The organism is Compostibacter hankyongensis (assembly GCF_039541075.1).
GTDB classification, from domain to species: Bacteria; Bacteroidota; Bacteroidia; order Chitinophagales; family Chitinophagaceae; genus Compostibacter; species Compostibacter hankyongensis.
On sequence record NZ_BAABFN010000004.1, the window covers coordinates 20348 to 39594 of the forward strand.

A 19247-nucleotide genomic window follows, 5' to 3' on the forward strand; every position below is an offset into this window, starting at 1 on the left:
TTAAAAACCTTGAATTTCAATTCTTCGTCCTTGGATACTGACGTAGGTTTCTACAAGAAGGGAATGCCAAGTTCTGTCAAGTGAGGTTTGGAGATTAAATTTGGATATATCTGTTTGATGAAATCCAAATTGATTATTCCATGGTTGTGCCTCAACACTAAATTCAATCGCTATGTTTTCAGGTGCAAAAACAAATCCCTTTTCTTCAAGGTATTTTCGATATTTTTTACATATCATAATGTCTTCAGGGTAATATGTGGAAATTACTTTATCTTTAGCCAATTGCTTAAGAAGTGATCTACTTCGGAGACTAAAGCCACCATTCCCTACGTGATGATTTTTCCAAGGAGCCCCAATATAGTCATAATCAAAAAAACGGCTGCTCCATGCTCGGGGGTTTAAGACAAAGCCATCCCACTGAATAACTAAAGCAAAAGGAGTATTGACATAATCATATAGATTTTTTATCATGAATTGACTATATTCATTAATTGATGATAAAGGATTAATTGATATAATGTAGGGAGAACTACAAGGAATACTACTTAACATTTTTATTTCACCAAAACGAATTTTCTTTTTGGAAATCTCACATGCAAGAAGTAATCTCTCTATATTTAAACAATCTATGCCGATGAGTGTGACGTTCGCTAGGTCTAACATGAGTATTAAAATTAGTCAATGGATTTGTATCTGAATATATTATAGAAGAAACATTTCCCCAAAATGCCTAATTGCTGATTCGGGTGACATTAATAAAATTAAACTTAATCCTATGCCGGAAATTCCATTTATAAGTCCGAGCTTCATTGAGTTTGGGAGATCACTGTTTATCTGATTTTTATAAATTGAGCTATTTAATTTTGATTCAGATATATGATTTAGCCAATATTCAGAAGCAGTGAAAAATAGAGAATGCCTGGTTTCCCTATATAGCCTATTAAAAATATGCGCATGCCCAATACAACCATGGCAGAAAAACAAATCAGGGCTACCGCTTCCTATTTCATGTCTTTTAAAAGCGCATTTTTCAAGTAATGCCATTATTTTCTCGTTTTCTTTATCTTCATTTAGAATATTTAAAGCTTTATGTAATGTATATAATATACCTAGATCTCCAGTACACCAGGACAATTGCATATTTATTCCATGTTCATTTCTATATTCGTTCGTGACATAGTCTGGAAATATTAGATCAACATTGCTATTCCGATTTATTCCCCTTAGTAAATAATTAGAACTAGCCTTTATTATCTCCCTGAGCATTTTTTTCTCTTTTGTTTTTTCAAGGAGCTGTAAAAGAACTGCAAGAACTCCGGCATTTCCATGAGCTAAAGTCAAATCTTTTTTGTGAGGTAACGCAGGGGAGAAAATAATTGGGTTCCAGAAGACTTCATTACCAATTGAGTTGCTATTATCGATTATTTTTCTTAGTATTGGGCTGACGTCTTTTCCACGAGCATTCAAATATGCCATAATGCCGAGAGCACCGTGTGAGTAATCGTAATTATTTAAGGATAAAGATTCGATTGCAATATTTGTTAATGAATCATATAATTTAACACCAAAAATATTTTCTGCCGGATCTGATAAATATCCTTTTTCAAATAAATGATCAATACACCATACAATTCCACACAAGCCATTAGATAAATAGGGCGTAACTAATTTTCCTCTGTTTAAATCCTCTAAAATTTCCAAAATCAATTTACTACCTAGGTTAAAATATTTTTCAGATTTTGTATGGCTGTAATAGTAGAAATAAAATAATGATACTCCTGACTTACCGTTAAATAGGCCGTCGTTATTGATATAAATATTATTCTCTTCACATTTGATTGAAATTAAATTAAGTAGATAATTCAGTTTTCCTTCATCATACTTATGCTTCACATTTGAAGAATTACCTTTTAATGGATTCATATTTTTATAATTAGGGTCGGCTGAATAAGTATTTTATGAAATAGGGTTCTTCGGATGTAGTTTAGATCGCCCTACGGATGAAATTATTGTCACTTCGTTATCTGTCCTGTCGATCTTAATCATCGTGATCTGATGCAATATACGCAGACAGTATGGATCAAGGACAAAGAGGCTAGTGTCAACTTCAGTAGCTTCATAATGGAGTAAATCGCTATCATTCAATTCTTCGAGAGATCCTTCAGTCTTGATTTGATCTTTGCCAGTCCGGTAGGTATTTTTCGCCGCCCAAACTTTCCCGCTATTTCATGAACTGCCGGTTGTCCCAATCATCGAACAATTTGTCCCCTAGCGCCCAATCCGTATAATAGCCCAATAACCGCTTGTAGCTCTAGGCCTTCCAACAATGACATACCTTCATTGTAATTAGCCAAACTGCGTTTTTCTGTATGAATATAGCCATCCTTCAGCATAACCGACTGGGTGATCTCGAACTCGGTGGATACTCGGTGATAAATGGTATATTTCATGTTATTTAATGTGAGAATATTATTGACCAAATATTGAGTATATTTTTTGAATTACTTCTAACCTTTCTATGGTTTTCATTATCTTATCATTACTGAACCGCTGATTTGAATCGCCTAGTCTCATTTGGATAGATATGAAAGGATAAATTACCATTTTATTTGTAGCCAGTTCTGATAATAATAAATTTGAAATTACATCATCATGAAAAGGTGCATTTAAAATTCTTTTGAAGAACTTTTTATAGATTATCATAAACTGTGTCGACAAAATTTGATTTATCCAGAAACGACTATTAGCTATTGGTAATGCTGTTTCAAATCCATTTATTCCGCCACATAGGTAATCAGCATATTGTTCATGAGCTTCTATAATATTTTGTATTAAAAATCTTTTTGTGTAATGGCTTGTAAATTCATGCGTGGGATCGCAGATGATAATTACATCATCTTTATTCTTTATTGCCATTTCAATTATTTTACGAATACTCAACCATAATTCTATAGTTTTTATTTTATGTTTGCAGGATTCAATAATCATAAGATCAAATTCACTTCTCCCTTCAAACTGCTTTTGAATATGAGACTTAAGGTCTGCCCGCAAATTGATCACATAAGTAGGAATCATTATATTATCCCAACTTTTATCATTAGTCACACCAATCTCCAGTTTATATTTTTTATAAAAACTTGAAACTTCTTTTAACAGTTTAACTTTTTCATTACTCTGTTTAAATAAATTTTTGACACAACCTTTTGAATTATTTTTAGGTGTTGCATCGGAATATCCAAAATCTTTCTGAATAGAAATAAATGGATAAATAAAGAATTTATGGTCTGTGAGTGAACACATCTTATAATCAGCCGCATCTGTTTGGTCGAAGTCAGCTTCAAAAATGTGATTAAAGAACTTTCTGAAAATAATAGTAAACTGCAAGCCGGAAAATTTTTCCACCCAATATAAGTTTTTTGATACCTGTATAAGGCTGGTGAGGCTGCTCACGCCTCCCACTAAGAGATCAGCGTTTAAGGATTCTGCAATTTTAATATTATCAAATAGAAATTTCATATTATAGCTGTGCGTGAATTTATGGTCATCCTCACAAATTAGTATATAATTGTCTTTATCATCAACAAGGTCTTGCAGAATAAACTTGACTGTGGTCCATAGACTTATCGCTCCTATGCCATGCTTAATAGGTTCAATCATCTTTACATTAAATTCATTTTTTAAAGCAAATTCTTTAAAAATATGTTTTTTTCGGTCCTTTCTGTCTTTTAAATTAATTATGTATGTGGGAATGATTTGTAAAACATCCATGACAGTATACTGAGATTATTGACTACTTTTTGTTTACTTTTATTAAGTAAGAAGGTTATATATTAAATTTGAATTGTTGATGTTGAAACCGGTTTATTTAAATATAAAGTGTATATGTATTTACTCGATTTCTTCACCTTCTTTCATTCTTTCTATTAGATCATTTGTTGATTCATTCGAGGTTTTTATAAGCGAGGCGTATTTTTTTATGTACTTAATTGCTGCGTTCTTTTTTCCAGCTTTATATAGGAGACGACCATACGTTTGTAAATAATATGGGTGCTTTTCATTTTTCCCTAAAACTTCAGACCATTTTGTTGCATCATTAAAGTATTTTTTGTCTTTACAGTCCTGCATTAATTTGCCTGCCATATTATCTATTAAGTTTGTATCGATATTATTACATTCTGACGTATAGCGAAGTAACAGGGCGTTGAAATTTTCCCAATCTTCAAGCCAATCATAATACTTAAGCTTTCCCTGAAAAATTATCTGATTAGATAAATTATGATATTTTAAATCTATTTTCCTTTTGATAGCCGGCCAATCGACGTGTTTATTCATCGTGCCGCCTCCATATATGCTCAGGCCACCTCCGTATACTGTTTTTTTACCATTAATCATTATCACCGGAAATATTTCTTCGTCAAATGCAATGGTATTTAATATTCTGATTCTTTTTTCCTTTCCGATAACTGCTTCTACCTCTTTTGGATAATTGAGTAAAACATCAAATCCTTTGTCACTACTTTTAGAAGTACCTCGTGCGATAAGCTCAATATTTCGCGCTGTAAGTAAACTTTTTTGGCTGGCTATATAACTATTGATGTATGTATGCAGTGCCGAATCATCACCTGCTGTTGTGGCTGAATTTATCAACAGTAGTAAAAATGCTGAATCTCTTTTGTCTTTCTCGAAAAAATCCTCTTTAAGTTTTGAATATTGCGTTTTAGGATCTAATGCATCTTTAGCTTTTTCTATAAAATCATTTGCCTTATCGCTGGCGCCGGTTATAGTATGAACAAGAATGCCATCCTGATTGAAAAATAAATAAGTTGGATACACATCCACTTTATAAGTATCTGCAATCATTTTCGCATCTTTATACCATCTTTTTATATCTTCGTTATCTTTCCCTGTTGAATCCATTTGTACTGCCACATTTATAAAGTTTTTGTTAAAAAAATTCCCCACTTTATTTTGTGAAAAAATGGTTACCGCCATATAGCGACAGGGGGCACACCAAGTGGTATAGGCATCCAGAAATATGGACTTATGTTCTTTTTTGGCTTTTTGTCTGATCTCTGTCCAACTAAGGTTTTTTTCAAACTTAATTCCGGTAATCTGTTGGGCGTAACAGATGTTTGCAAATAATAGAAATGGCAAGAAGCTACCCTTCATAAAATGAGTTGTTGTGTATATTAACTTTGATGAAAATATAAGCATTATACATAATTACAAAACTATGCATAATGCTTATACTTAATCTAGCAATCACAAACTTGCGAATTTGGATTGGCACTACAATCAGCGTGACTTCCTGCAGGAACGGTAACACATGTACTACATTGTGCACTACTGCAATCACCCTTTGGACAGCATTTTTGTTGCTTGTCATCACCGCTACCGTCACCCCCCAAAATTTTTTTTAGCTGGTCTCTTGTAAGCACCTTTGCATTAGAAAGGTTTAACTCACTTAATTTCAATTTTTTCATGATAACTAAATTTAAGTGTAAAAAAATGCTGGATGCCTCAATGTGGCGTCGCCTCTAAAGCCACTCTTTTCAAAAAATGCTTTCCCTGAGGCTTAGGAAAGCATTACTTCACTGCCTCGATGTCTTTCTCCGAGGGAAGAAAGACCAGTGAAATTAATTTATCAAATTAATTATGTGAATGATATATTATATTAATATTAATTAATTATTTCTATCCTGAATGGCATGAAGTATTGCATTATTTATCCGGTGACCCAATTGTTATTTCGAGTCTTGCAATTTTCCGAATAATCAATTTGGCGCTTGCTGAATCATAGCAATGATCTGATTTTTATTTACTTTCTGCAACATCGTAAACCGCGTTGCTTATTATTTGTGTGATAAAAGGTGTAGGAATTTGAATAAGTTGTTCTGCCGTAGCCTGAATGCCCGGTCTTTTGCTTTCCATTTAGCTAGCGAATTCACAATGCTCAGCTGCCTGAGATCACTCAGATATTTTTTCAGAGGTTGAACCAGTGTGGCTTCTGGAACGGGTATTTTTAATAACTGCAACGAATGACGAGCAGTTGCAACGACGTTGCCTGAGGATTGAAGATGAATAAACATGACCAGGCATTAACAAGGCGAATAACTTGTTTCTCCTCTCCGTAAATAGGTGAGAGGACTGCGGCTTAGCTCTACTGTTGATTCTTTTCCTCTCTTAATTTAAGAAGTACTTAACAAATGTACAATCTAAAGAACCTTTTGTCAATCCTCCATAGGATGATTTTTAATATGGCGGTCCTTCTAAATTGGTTGAAGCTATTGCTCTGTTAGTTTTATACTCTTTTGACTTGTTACGGGTTTCAAAGAAGTCTTTTATTCATTTTATCATTTCTCTTCAGAAATTTTTTTCGCTTCAGAAGCATGTGCCAATGCAACGAGCAGTTCGAAATTTTCAGAACCCAGTTTTTCTCGGATATGCTTTTTGTGGGTTTTTAGTGTGGTCTTTTCTATAAATAAATCTCGGGCCACTATCTCGTCACTTTTATCGGATGAGACTAATTTTAGCACCTTCTTTTCTCTCGAGGTAAGCTTATTCAGTTGATTACTCAGGCTAGATTGTATAAGTAAATAAAGCCTCTCTGCCATCTGCGGTAGTGTCTCCATTTGTTTCAGCAGGTGCAGTATACTGATCACTTGCCGAGTTAATCCATCCTTATCATGTGCATATGGAACGGCAGTGCCATAGAGCCAATGCCATTGCCGGTCATTTCTGCCTTTAATACGACAAATGCCGGAAGATTCTTTCTGGCCCTTTCGAAATTCTTCACGAATCTTCAACAATCTGATAAAATCATCCGGATGCAGTACCGAAGTGAAAAAGTCATTTCCCATCTGCTGCATTTCTACCAGGGTATATCCGGTGCGCTTTTCCATAAAGTTGTTACACCAAGACATAGTTTGTTTTTCATAGTCGAAGATGTAGATGAATGCCGGAAGGGTACTTAATATCTTCAGTGAAGGCAAGGTAGAAGATAGATCGGGAGTAGGAGTAGCCCTCTTTTCCATAAGTAGGATTTTCAGGAACAAAACAGGTTTTCCATATGAAGATACACAATTATTTTACAATGTGGGATCTACACACCTCAAATGTGGGAATGATATTATAGATGAGGTGGAAATTTACATTAACGCTTGTATTGTGCAGACGAATTCATCTATTCTCACTATCAAACGACGCGAGCTCTTTCTAATACAGAATAATGCTTCGGTAGATACACTTTGGTCGAAATCTTGGAACAACTAATGAAATTAACATAATTTATATGTTTAATGCTTTATTTTTCATTTCTATAAAAATGTACAATCGTCATAAATTCTATCCCCCATACCTATACTAAACAATCCCCTTGCTTCGTTAATCCCTTCAAAGCCGATCCTTTCCGTCATGTTAAAATATGGTTACCTGCTGGCCGCTCTGACCTTGTGCTGCAGTTTTGTTCTTCCCGCCCGCCCCGGCGTCTTGGGTCCCGTCCGCGAAAAGAATGCGGGGAAAATAACCGCCGGTCCCGGCGACGGGCGCATCAACCCGACCTCCATCGACCCGGACAAGGTGTTTCTGCTGATCGATAAGTCCAGCTACCGCCTCTACCTCTACGAGGATACCCGCCTGCTGAAGATGTACAAGGTGGTGTTCGGGAGCGACGACCTGAGCGACAAGCGCATGCAGGGCGATAAAAGAACGCCGGAAGGGACCTTTCATATCTCCATGAAGCGGTACGATCGCCGCTGGAGCCGGTTTATGCTGCTCGACTATCCCAATGCGCAGTCCCTGGCCCGGTTCAATGCCCGCAAAGCGCGGGGCCTCCTGCCCGCAGGGGCCAAACCAGGTAACGGTATCGGCATCCACGGCGTCCGCCCCGGCGTCCAGCCCGCCATCGATATGCGCATCAACTGGACGGACGGCTGCATCGGCATGAAAAACGCCGATGTCAACGAGCTGTTCCGCATCGTCAAGACCGGCACGCCCGTCGTGATCCGCCGTTAGCGGCCTTCCCGCCGGCCTGCCTCCGCCACCCCGGAACGGGGCGGCTCCATACTCCCGCGGTCCGCCCCTGTCTCCCCAACAATTATTCCCTTTCTCGCAAATCATTTTCCGCATCCGCATAGTGATTCCCCGCGGGAAGCCGCACCTTTGCCCGGTTTTTATTCCCTTCGGTAGGGACAAGCCGGCTGCGAAGCCGGGAAAATGCCGGATATCTGGTTTTAAAAGGAGCATGAGGAGTATTTTACTTATACCTGTATTTTGCGGTATCGCCTTCCTGGCGCAGGCGCAGCAGCCATCGCCGGCCGGCAGCAAGTCCGCCGATAGCCATGCCGCTGCCGCGACTTATGCCTGCTACGGCACCGTGAAGCACCCCGACGGGCTTCCCGTGGCCGGGGCCAGTGTCCAGATCGCGGAACTGAACCGGCAGACAGTCAGCGACGACGAAGGACGTTTCTCCTTTTCCGGTATCCCCGCAGGACATTACCTGCTGCGGATCAGCCACCTGGGCGACAAAGCCGCGGAGATCCTGCTGGACTTTTCCGCAAAAAAATCCGTCAGGATCAACGTCACCCTCGAGCCGCAGATCGGCCGGCTGCGGGAGCTGACGGTAGCCGGTAAATCGGAAAACCGCGAGGTGGCCGACCAGCCCGTAAAAGCCGAGGTGATCAATACCCGGGCGGTGCAGGAGCAACCCTCTACGCTGGTGGAAGTGATGAACCGTACCGCCGGCATCCGTATCCGCCAGTCCGGGGGACTGGGCGCACCGGCCAACCTCTCCATCAACGGGTTCCAGGGCCGCTCGGTAAAATATTTCCGCGACGGCATCCCCATGGATTACCTGGGCGCCGCCTACGACATCTCCCTGCTGCCGGTGAACATGCTGGAACGGGTGGAAGTATACAAGGGCGTGCTGCCCGCAAGGCTTGGCGCCGACGCGCTGGGGGGCGCCGTCAACATGGTCAGCAAGCACGCGCGCGACAAGTCGCTGGAAGCTTCCTACGAAACAGGTTCTTTTAATACCCACCGGGCCGCCCTGAATGCGTTTTTCCGGGATACCACCACCAAACTCTTTGCCGGCATCAACGCCTTTTACAATTATTCGGACAATAATTATGATGTGGATGTGCTGCTCACTGACCCGGAAACCGGTAAGCAGGAGGATGATCCTACCCGCGTCAAGCTGTTCCATAACCGTTTCCGGAATTATTTCGGAGAGATCTACGCAGGCGTGTCCGGGACGAAATGGGCCGATGAGCTGCGCCTCGGTCTTACCGGCTTCCATATCGACCGGCAGGCCCAGTTCGCTCCGGCCATGACCCAGCCTTTCGGGGCGGCGTTCAACAGCCAGTATGCGCTGGTGCCCACGCTGCGGTACAAAAAGGCCTTTTTCAATGACAAGCTGCGCCTGGACCAGTTTTTCGCCGTCAACACCCTGCACATCAAGCAGGTGGATACTGCGGCGGGTCAATACGACTGGTACGGCCGCTTTACGCCGTCGACCTCGCGCCGGGGAGAGCTTTCCGTCAGGGGCTCGCTGGCACAGCTGAACTATTCCTATTACACCTCCCGGAGCCGTCTTTCCTACCGGCTGGGCGACCGGAACACGCTGGACTTTAACATGGTCTTCTCCGGCTTCAAACGCGTGGGCCACGATCCGCTGGGCATCACCTTTACCAATACGGGAAAAGATGTGCTGTCGCTTCCCGCACGGTACGACAAGCGGGTGCTGGCGCTGGGCCTCGAGACCCGCTTCCCGGGAGAAAAGCTCACCAATGATTTTATCGTAAAGCATTTTCACTATACCACCCGGGCTACCGGATCGGACTATGCCGGCGGCGCCATCGACTACGACAACAAGAACAGCCAGTGGGGGGCAGCGGAGGCGTTGAAGTTTGAGCTGAACCGCTTTTCTTTTCTGCGGCTTTCCGGGGAAACCACCCTGCGCCTCCCTGAGCAGGACGAGCTTTTCGGCGACGGCAATATGCATCTGCCCAACCTGGGTCTGAAGCCGGAGCGCAGCATGAACCTGAACCTGGGCTACCGCCTGGACCGCCCCGGACAGTTTGCCCTGGAGCTCAACGGCTTTTACCGCCGCACCAAGAACATGATCCTGCAGGTACCTTATAATTTCCTGTATACGCAAAGCCAGAACATACAGCAGGTGAAAGGTCTCGGTATAGAGGCGGATGTCCGCGTAAAGCTGCTGGACTGGCTGGAAGCCAACGGCAACGTTACCTACCAGGACATGCGGCTTTTCAATACCGGCAATCCCGGCACGGAAGACGCCCGCCTTCGGAATACGCCTTATTTCTTTGCCAACGCGGGTCTGGAAGCCTCCCTGGGGAAGGTCCTGCTGAAGAACGACCGCCTGAAGATATACTGGCATTTCCTGTTTGTCCGGGAATATTACCTGGATGTGGTACCCAAAGACAAGGAGCCGGACGGTTTTCTCGGACTCTGGGGGAAAGCGCAGTTCGATGCCCCTAACATCATCCCCAACCAGAGCGTGCATACCGCCGGCTTTGTATACAGCCCGTCCGGAAAAGGGTTTTCGCTGGGCTTCCAGGTGAAGGATATTTTTGATGTGCCGGTGTACGACAATTTTAAAATACAGAATGCCGGGCGCAGCTTTTACGTGAAACTCAATTACAGCATACCCTGAATTTTTCAGGATGAAACCTGGCATGACGATATCTATCGCATAAGGATATATTAATATGCAAGGTCCTATATGATCACTAAAAAGATAAAAAACTAACAGATGAAACAATTGCGCAGCTTCAATCGTAGGTCCTTCCCCGTTATCCTGTCGGTTATGGCGGCAGGACTTTTATGTCTCGCCACAGCCTGCTCAAAAAGCGACAATGATACCCCGCCTCCGGATGACGGCAACGGCAGTGGGAATGAAAGATATGTGCTGATGACCACCTCCGGCCCCTTTGGGTCCAGCGTAGAGGGCGGATATTTCGGTACTTTTGACGGCCTGCCTTCCGGCAATATCAGCAACATCAGCAAAAATTCCCTGCAGATCGCGCAGGCCTTCGGATTCCGCGCCTATGGCAGCTGGTTCTTTAACCAATACAGCACCTCGGGCCAGGAAGGTCTGCAGAAATATACCGTTTCGGCCGACGGCAAGATCTCCGAAGCCGGTTTTATCCCCAATGCCCAGCCTTCTTACCTGGTGGTGGATGAAACCCACGGCTTTTATCTTGATCCTGAGCGGGGGCTCTTAAAGATACAGACCTTTAATCCCAATAGCATGCAGCGTACCGGGGAGATCGACCTCTCCTCGCTGAAAAAGGACGGCATCGAATACCAGGTCATCGGTAAGCATACCCTGGCCGCCAAGGAAGGGAAGCTCTATGCCGGCATCACCTACGGCACCCTGGCCAAGCAGGGTTACGGGGACGATGTGGTGGACTACGTGGAATTCGCCGTGATCGATATCGCCAGCGGCAAGCTGGAAAAAACCATCAAATACGACGGTTTGAAAAACATCGGCTGGGGCTCCAGCGGCAATAAGATGTGGACGCTTGGCGACGACGGCGCCTTGTATTTCTATGCTACCGATCTGGGCAACGCCTTTAAAAGCTCCTCCATCATCCGTATCAAAAAAGGAGAAACAGATTTCGATCACAGCTGGATACTCAAAGCCAACGACTATCAGCAGAAGAGCACCTTTGCCACCGCACTGGTAAAAGACGGGAAGCTGTATACCGAGTTTGCGTCCGAGCCGCTTGCGGCAGATTTCAGCAATCTTCAAAACATCATCTGGGAATATTATGTGATCGACCTGGCTACCGGGGAGCGGACCAAGATAAAAGGCATGCCCAAGGTATTCTATGCCTGGGGCTCCAATGATGCCATCACGGAAATAGACGGCAAGATATACTTCTGGGTGAGCAATCCCGCAGAGAAGTACGAAGGTTATTATGTGCTCGACAAGGACGATACGGCAAAGCCCGTCTTCAATGTCACCGATGGCGGTATGATCTGGGGCTTTGTCAAGCTGAGCGGAAAATAAATGTTTCCCGGCATGCGGTCCCGGCGGGGCCCTGCCGAAAAAAAACAACGTCATGCAACCGGTAAAAAGCGCAAGAAGATGGTTCTGGTGGCACAAATGGACCAGCCTTATCTGTACGGTGTTCCTGCTGCTCCTCTGCATTACGGGGCTGCCCCTGGTATTCCAGGAAGAGATCGAAGAATGGACCAGCCAGGCAAAGGAAATATCGGACGTTCCGGAGGGCACCCCTGAGGCCAGTCTCGATACCCTGCTGCAAAAAGCCGCCGCCGTATACCCTGGCCGGGTGATCCGCTATGCTTTCTGGGACCGGAAGGAACATCCGCACCAGATCACCATGGATGCCGCGCCGGCCATGAATGCGCCGGTAGACAGCAGCCGGTACATAGTGCTGGACAACCGGACCGGCGAGGTGCTGGATCGTCCCAATCCGAATCAGGGCTTTATGTATGTGATGCTGGAGCTGCATACCGAGATGTTTGCCGGTCCGGGCGGCAAGCTTTTCCTGGGGCTGATGGGGATATTGTTTGTCGTGGCGATTATCTCCGGCTTTATGCTGTATGGCCCCATCATGAAGAAATATGATTTCGGCATGATCCGGCAGCAGCGCTCCCGGCGGCTCCGCTGGCTGGATATGCACAACCTGCTGGGGATCGTGACGATGACCTGGATGCTGGTGGTGGGGTTTACCGGCGTCATCAATACGCTTTCGGATGTGATCCGTGCCATGTGGCAGCGGGGGCAGCTGGCCGAGATGGTAGCGCCCTATAAAAATGAGCCGCCGCTTAGCGGTACGCTCAGCTCCGTGGACGCCGCCGTAAAAAAGGTACAGGATGCTGCACCGCACATGGAACCCTCGCTGGTGGCTTTTCCGGGAACCATTTTTTCGAGCAACCACCATTACGCGATATTTCTGAAAGGCACTACGCCCGTCACCTCCCGGCTGCTGATGCCCGCGCTGATCGACGCCAAAACGGGAGCATTAACCGATATGCGGAAAATGCCCTGGTATGTAAATACGCTGTTCTTGTCGGAGCCGCTGCATTTCGGGGACTACGGGGGCCTTCCCCTGAAGATACTCTGGGCGCTGCTCGACCTGGCTACCATTGTGGTGCTGATCAGCGGGCTATACCTGTGGTTTGCCCGTATGAAGGCTACCCGCCATCAGCTGGCCCGCTTTGAAAGCGCCGCGGATACGATGGATATACCATCACCGGCATTAAGCACGGCCGGCGAAACGGTTTAAAAAACGGCTATGAACCGATCTCAAAATTCTTTCCTGAAGCTCTGGGGCATACCGCTGCTCCTGGCCGCGCTGACCCTCCTGGGTCTGCTTTCCGCACTGCTTGGCGACGGCCTCTGGGATGCATTGTCCTGGACCGCGCTGGCGATACCGGTGCTGGTACTCTGCCGGTATGTTTTTGGCCGGCAACGGGCCTGAGCAACGCGGAGGTGCGAAAAAAGCGTTTTTATCCGGGAATAACGGAAACGCTTATATTCAACAAGTAGCGGCCTACAGCTTTCCCTGCTTGATATCATCTACCACGCCGGGGTCCAGCAGGGTAGTGGTATCGCCGAGGTTCTCCATTTCCCCTTCCGCGATCTTCCGCAGGATACGGCGCATGATCTTGCCGCTGCGCGTCTTGGGGAGGCCTTTTACAAACTGTATCTTATCGGGTTTGGCAATAGGGCCGATGATGCGGGCCACCGTTTCGAGGATATCCTTCCGGGCCAGATTGGGATTGTCCGGCTCTTTTTCCGTGATGACGAACGCATAGACGCCCTGTCCTTTGATATCATGCGGATAGCCGACCACGGCGCTCTCCACCACGTCGGCGTGCATATTGATGGCGTTTTCCACCTCTGCCGTGCCGATACGGTGACCGCTGACATTCAGCACGTCGTCTACACGACCGGTAATGCGGTAGTAGCCGTCGTCCCCGTCGCGCAGACAGCCGTCGCCCGTGAAGTACTTGCCGGGATAAGCGTCGAAGTAGGTCTTGCGGCAGCGTTCATGGTCGCCCCAGGTGCTGCGCAGCATGCCCGGCCAGGGGAATCGGATGCAAAGGTTGCCCGATACCTGCTCTCCCTTTTGCGGCGCCGGTATTTCCTGTCCTTTTTCATCCATGATCGCCGGCTGTATGCCCGGCAGGGGCAGTGTGGCATAGGAAGGCTTCGTGTGCGTTACCGTAGCGATAGGAGAAATAAGGATGCCACCCGTTTCGGTCTGCCACCAGGTATCTACAATGGGACAGCGCTTTTTCCCGATATGCTCGTCGAACCAGTGCCAGGCTTCTTCGTTGATAGGCTCTCCCACGCTGCCGAGTACACGCAGCGAGCTGAGGTCCTTATCCTCCACGAAGCCCAGGCCGTGCGCCATAAGCGAACGTATAGCCGTGGGAGCGGTATAGATGGTGTTTACCTTGTGCTTGTCCACGATCTCCCAGAGCCGCCCCGCATTGGGCCAGGTAGGTACTCCTTCGAACATGACCGAGACGGCGCCGGCGGCCAGCGGTCCGTAGACGATATAGCTGTGTCCGGTGACCCATCCGATATCGGCCGTGCAGAAGTACACTTCTCCCGGCTGATAATTAAATACGTTCACAAAAGTGTAGGCCGTATAGATCATATAGCCCGCGGTGGTATGTACCACGCCTTTGGGCTTGCCGGTGGAGCCGGAAGTATAAAGCACGTAGAGGGTGTCTTCTGCATCCATCTCTTCGGCCGGGCAGGGCGGGTTGCCCAGCGTTTCCACTTTTTTGATCTCGTCTTCCCACCATACGTCACGCCCCTTGATCATGGATACCGGGGTATGGGTGCGGGTGAGCACGATCACCTTTTTCACATCGGGACATTGCACCAGGGCATCGTCCACTACGCTTTTCAGGGGAATGACCTTGTTGCCGCGGTAGGCCCCGTCGCAGGTGATCACAAAGTCGGCGGAAGCGTCGAGGATACGGTCGGCGATGGACTTGGCCGAAAAGCCGCCGAACACCACGCTGTGGATGGCGCCGATGCGTGCGCAGGCCAGCACGGCAATGGCCAGCTCGGGCACCATGCCCATATAGATACAGACACGGTCGCCTTTCTTTACGCCGTTATTTTTCAGCGCATTGGAAAAAATGCATACTTTCTGATGCAGCTGTTTGTAAGTAAGCACACGATGATGCTCATCCGGATCATTGGGCTCCCAGATGATGGCCGGCTGATCCCCTCGGGTATCGAGGTGGCGGTCCAGGCAATTTTCAGTGATGTTGAGCCGGGCGCCCTGAAACCATTTTACCTGCGGCGCATCGGGTCCGCTGAAATCCCATTCCAGCACCTTATCCCATTTTTTCCGCCAATAAAAAGTATCGGCGATAGCAGACCAGAAACCTTCCGGGTCTTCCACGCTTTTTTTATAGGCCTTTTCATAATCGGCTTGCGTTTTGATCTGATAGGGGTATGCCATGACTTTGCCTTTTATTTTGAGAGATGAGCAAAAGGAGCTTAAATGTAAAAAAAATTTTAAACAGGCTCTTAATGTTTAAAATGCCGCATGCCGGTAAGCACCATCGCCATGTTGTTTTCCTGGCAGAAACGGATGGAATCGCCGTCGCGGATGGAGCCGCCGGGTTGGATCACGGCGGTGATGCCGGCCTCCTGTGCAATGCGCACGCAATCGTCGAACGGAAAGAAGGCGTCGCTGGCCATGACCGCGCCCTGCAGGTCAAAATCGAACTGCCGGGCTTTTTCCAGCGCATGACGCAGGGCGTCCACACGGGAAGTCTGGCCGCAGCCCTTGCCGATCAGCTGCCGGTCTTTTACCAGGGCGATGGCGTTGGACTTAAGATGTTTACAAACGAGGTTGGCAAAGGCGAGGTCGGCTTTTTCCGCTGCGGTGCAGGTGCGGGCGGCATCTTTCCACTCCTGGTAATTTCCCCGGTCGGGGTCCTGCACCAGCACGCCGTTTACCATATTTTTGCTGAGCTGTGCAACGCGCACCGGCTGCAGCTGCCGGAGCAGGATGCGGTTCTTTTTCTGCTGCAGCACCGCTAAGGCTTCCGGGTCGAAATCCGGGGCGACCAGGATCTCGAAAAATATCTCGCTGACGGCTGCGGCCGTGTCCCGGTCTACTTTGGCGTTACAGACCAGCACGCCGCCGAAGGCGCTTTCACGGTCGCCGGCGAGGGCCGCTTCCCAGGCTTCCTTCAGGGTGGGGCGGGTGGCAATGCCGCAGGGATTGGTATGCTTGATGACGGCAAAGGTAGCGTCCGCAGCGGGATCAAATTCCTGCACCAGCTGGCAGGCCGCATCGATGTCCACGAGGTTGTTATAAGAAATGGCTTTGCCGTGCAGCTGCTGGAAAGTATCTTCAAGACGGCCGTAAAACACGCCTTGCTGGTGCGGGTTTTCCCCGTAGCGCAGCACATGGGCGGGGGCTGCGGATTGCTGGAAATAGGTCGGCTCCTGCTCCTGCATAAAATACTGCGCAATGGCCACATCGTAGTGGGCGCAATGTTCGAAGGCGGTGGCCGCCAGCTTCCGCCGTTCTTCCACCGTGGTCTTGCCCTGCTGCTCAGCCAGGATATTTTCCAGCACCGGGTATTCCCGGCCCGAAGCGATAACGACTACGTCTTTATAGTTCTTGCCCGCGGCGCGGATCAGGGATACGCCGCCGATATCGATCTTTTCGATGATCTGCTGCTCTTCGCGGGTATTTTTAACCGTTTCTTCAAAAGGATACAGGTCTACGATCACCAGGTCGATCTCGGGGATCTCGTATTGCTGCAGCTGGGCCTGGTCGCCCGCATCGGTGCGGCGGGCCAGGATGCCGCCGAAAACCTTGGGATGAAGGGTCTTTACCCGTCCCCCTAAGATGCCGGGGTAAGCGGTAAGCGCTTCCACGGCGACGCAGGGTACGCCCTGCGATTCGATAAACTGCTGGGTGCCGCCGGTGGAATAAATGGTGACGCCCAGGGCATGCAATTGTTTGATGATGTTTTCCAGCCCGTCTTTGTGAAATACGGAGATCAGCGCCGATTTGATTTGTTTTTGCATGGAAGGATCGGTTGTTGAATGGTTTTTTATCGCGGGATATCCGCAATCCAGGCGCCCTTGTCGGGTACCGAGAAGCAAGGCAAATTTAGCGCTTCGCATTCACTTTTCCATTTCCTGATCCGCCACGGGGCATTGGAAGCGTCAAAAACAAGACGGCTTCCGGGAAGGTATTTTCCGATCCAGCGCATGGAAACCGGCGGGTTCTGCCGGAGGATCACATAGTCGACGGCCAGCGTGGCCGCGGGTATAAAGCTGCGAAACGAGGAATCGAGCAGCAGTAGTCGGATGTGGTAAAACTGCAGGTAAGGTCCCTTTTTAAAGATATGTCGGTTGCCGTGCCGGTCCGGGTGCACCTGCAAAAGGGTGCGCGCGGGGAAGAGATGATAACGGTAAAGCAGGGGTTGGCGCAGCAGGGCGGTATCCCCGATAAAATAGCTATGGAGGCCGTCCACAAGGTCCATGGCGGTATAGCCCGGGATGTTGTACACGATGATCTTTTTCTGTTGTCGTGTGGCAGCTCTTCGCATGCCGTACCTGCCGGCCAGGAGCGCGCACAGGGCGAGTGCCCATAGCAGGTTCCGGGGCTGCCGCCGCATCAGCCAGGCGGCCAGGCAGCCGGTCACGAGGAACAGCAATACCGTTTCCGTGACACCGGTTGAAATGCCTTCCCAGCGGGTATGCGGGAGGCTGTCCATCTGCAGGGTCAGGTCGTTGAGCCGGGCAATGGACCAACCGATGGCTTTTCCGAGCCATCCTGCCGGCAGGGGAAAGGGGGACAGGGCCAGCAGCATCAGGATGGCGACCAGGATCGCCGAAGACGCCGGCACCGCCACCAGGTTGGACAGCAGGAACAGCAGCGGGAATTGGTGAAAATAATACAGGCAGAGCGGAAGGGTAAACACCTGGGCGGCCAGCGTGGTGGCCGTTACCTTCCAGACAGCCGCCGGCAAGCGATACGGGAAGCGGAACAGCCGGGCCAGCGGGGGCTGGAACAGGACGATGCCCAGCACCGCCAGGTAAGACAGCTGGAACCCGACGTCCATCAGCCAGTAAGGATTGCCGCAGAGCAGCAGGAAGGCGGAGGCAGCCAGCCTGTTGCCCGTATCGTCCCGCCGCTGTATAAACAGCACGCCGGCGGCCAGGATGGAGAACATCAGGGCGGCGCGCATCACCGACGGGCCTGCACCGGTGAGGGCGGCAAATCCCCAGAGGGCGGCCAGCAGCAGGATGCCGCGGAGCAGCTGTCCCTGCCGCCCCGTGGAAAGGGGCCGGAGCAGGACCAGCAGGATAAGATAGATCAGCCCTACGTGCAGACCGGAGACGGCGATGATATGCACGATGCCCGTATTGGCGTAAGCCTGCAGCAGCGTTTTGTCCAGGTTGTCCCGGTAGCCCAGCAGCAGGGCTTCGGCAAAGCCGGCTTCCCGGGTCCCGGGAACATACCGCTCCAGCACAGCCAGGCAGCCATCGCGGCAACGGAAGCTGAGCTTCTTCAGCGTATTGCCGCTGCTGCCGGCCAGCCGCTGCCAGTCCGCCGCCTGCAGGAAGGCCTGGTGATAGAGATGCTGCCGGGCGCAGTAGGCGCGGTAGTCGAAGCCGCCGGGATTTCCCGAATTACGGATGGGCTGGAGACGGTTGCGCATGAGGATGCGGTCGCCGTAATAAAGCGGGGGTGGGGCGCCGGCTTTGCGGAAATAAAGCAGGGCGCGGCCTTTTATCTTCTCCCGGGTTTTTCCCCGGATGATTTCCAGCAGGGTGACCTCCGCCTTCCAGGTTTTGGGTTTTTCTATCGGCGGCTCGTCCAGCCGGGCTACGATATAGCTGCTGTCTGCCGGCGGCAGCTTCCCGGAAAAATCGTCACGGCGGGACCAGTCGGCGCGTTGTACGGCCAGCCACCCCAGCGCCAGCAGGGCCAGGTGGATGCTCAAGCCGGGGAGATAACGGTAGCGGAAGCGCCCGGCGAGGGGAAGACAACGGTATACCGCATAGCAGACCGCGGCCATCAGCGCGGGGATGGTTGCTGAAAGGGGAAAGGGGAGGCGGGGAAACAGCAGTCCTGCGCCGATACCGGCGATAAGCGGGGGAAGCAACCGTACAAAGGGAGCCCTTTTCCAGAGCGGAACTTGAGGAGGGAGCATCCTTTAAGGTACGGAAAAAAGCCGGTCCGTGCGGA

13 protein-coding genes are annotated in these 19247 nt (G+C 48.6%); 5 read left to right on the forward strand and 8 right to left on the reverse strand.

The window, feature by feature from the left end:
• The 5 genes from ABD851_RS09145 to ABD851_RS09165 all read right to left on the reverse strand — a co-directional run bounded on the left by ABD851_RS09145 (window position 1) and on the right by ABD851_RS09165 (window position 7034).
• Window positions 1-663: a DUF5672 family protein gene (locus ABD851_RS09145; protein WP_344978414.1), complete on the reverse strand. Its 663-nt coding sequence runs from the start codon at window positions 661-663 to the stop codon at window positions 1-3.
• Window positions 664-702: 39 nt separating this feature from the next.
• A complete protein-coding gene (locus ABD851_RS09150) occupies window positions 703-1923 on the reverse strand; it encodes a lanthionine synthetase LanC family protein (RefSeq protein WP_344978415.1) in 1221 nt (406 codons plus the stop codon).
• Window positions 1924-2469: 546 nt separating this feature from the next.
• On the reverse strand, window positions 2470-3768 hold the full coding sequence (locus ABD851_RS09155) for a glycosyltransferase family 25 protein (RefSeq protein ID WP_344978417.1): 1299 nt from the start codon (window positions 3766-3768) through the stop codon (window positions 2470-2472).
• 120 nt (window positions 3769-3888) lie between these two features.
• A complete protein-coding gene (locus ABD851_RS09160) occupies window positions 3889-5169 on the reverse strand; it encodes a thioredoxin family protein (RefSeq protein ID WP_344978418.1) in 1281 nt (426 codons plus the stop codon).
• 1184 nt (window positions 5170-6353) lie between these two features.
• Window positions 6354-7034 (reverse strand): LuxR C-terminal-related transcriptional regulator, encoded by a 681-nt coding sequence (locus ABD851_RS09165; protein ID WP_344978420.1) that lies wholly within the window; start codon window positions 7032-7034, stop codon window positions 6354-6356.
• 379 nt (window positions 7035-7413) lie between these two features.
• Between ABD851_RS09165 and ABD851_RS09170 the strand changes: the two genes are divergently transcribed.
• The 5 genes from ABD851_RS09170 (at window position 7414) to ABD851_RS09190 (ending at window position 13475) form a co-directional block, all read left to right on the forward strand.
• Entirely contained in the window at window positions 7414-8013 is a 600-nt protein-coding gene (locus ABD851_RS09170) for a L,D-transpeptidase family protein (RefSeq protein ID WP_344978421.1), read from the forward strand.
• 229 nt (window positions 8014-8242) lie between these two features.
• Window positions 8243-10675, forward strand: coding sequence for a TonB-dependent receptor (locus tag ABD851_RS09175; protein WP_344978423.1), 2433 nt, complete (start codon window positions 8243-8245; stop codon window positions 10673-10675).
• A 99-nt stretch (window positions 10676-10774) separates the two neighbouring features.
• The gene (locus ABD851_RS09180) at window positions 10775-12037 is read left to right on the forward strand and encodes a hypothetical protein (RefSeq protein ID WP_344978425.1); all 1263 of its coding nucleotides are present in this window, start codon (window positions 10775-10777) and stop codon (window positions 12035-12037) included.
• Between the two features lie 52 nt (window positions 12038-12089).
• The gene (locus ABD851_RS09185; protein ID WP_344978427.1) at window positions 12090-13280 is read left to right on the forward strand and encodes a PepSY-associated TM helix domain-containing protein; all 1191 of its coding nucleotides are present in this window, start codon (window positions 12090-12092) and stop codon (window positions 13278-13280) included.
• Window positions 13281-13289: 9 nt separating this feature from the next.
• Window positions 13290-13475 (forward strand): hypothetical protein, encoded by a 186-nt coding sequence (locus ABD851_RS09190; RefSeq protein WP_344978429.1) that lies wholly within the window; start codon window positions 13290-13292, stop codon window positions 13473-13475.
• 72 nt (window positions 13476-13547) lie between these two features.
• Here ABD851_RS09190 and acs read toward each other — a convergent pair whose 3' ends face one another.
• From acs to ABD851_RS09205, 3 genes are all read right to left on the reverse strand, one after another.
• On the reverse strand, window positions 13548-15485 hold the full coding sequence (acs, locus tag ABD851_RS09195) for an acetate--CoA ligase (protein WP_344978431.1): 1938 nt from the start codon (window positions 15483-15485) through the stop codon (window positions 13548-13550).
• Between the two features lie 68 nt (window positions 15486-15553).
• Entirely contained in the window at window positions 15554-17074 is a 1521-nt protein-coding gene (gene purH, locus ABD851_RS09200; protein ID WP_344978433.1) for a bifunctional phosphoribosylaminoimidazolecarboxamide formyltransferase/IMP cyclohydrolase, read from the reverse strand.
• Between the two features lie 26 nt (window positions 17075-17100).
• Window positions 17101-19212 (reverse strand): ComEC/Rec2 family competence protein, encoded by a 2112-nt coding sequence (locus ABD851_RS09205; RefSeq protein WP_344978435.1) that lies wholly within the window; start codon window positions 19210-19212, stop codon window positions 17101-17103.
• Between the last annotated feature and the right edge of the window lie 35 nt (window positions 19213-19247).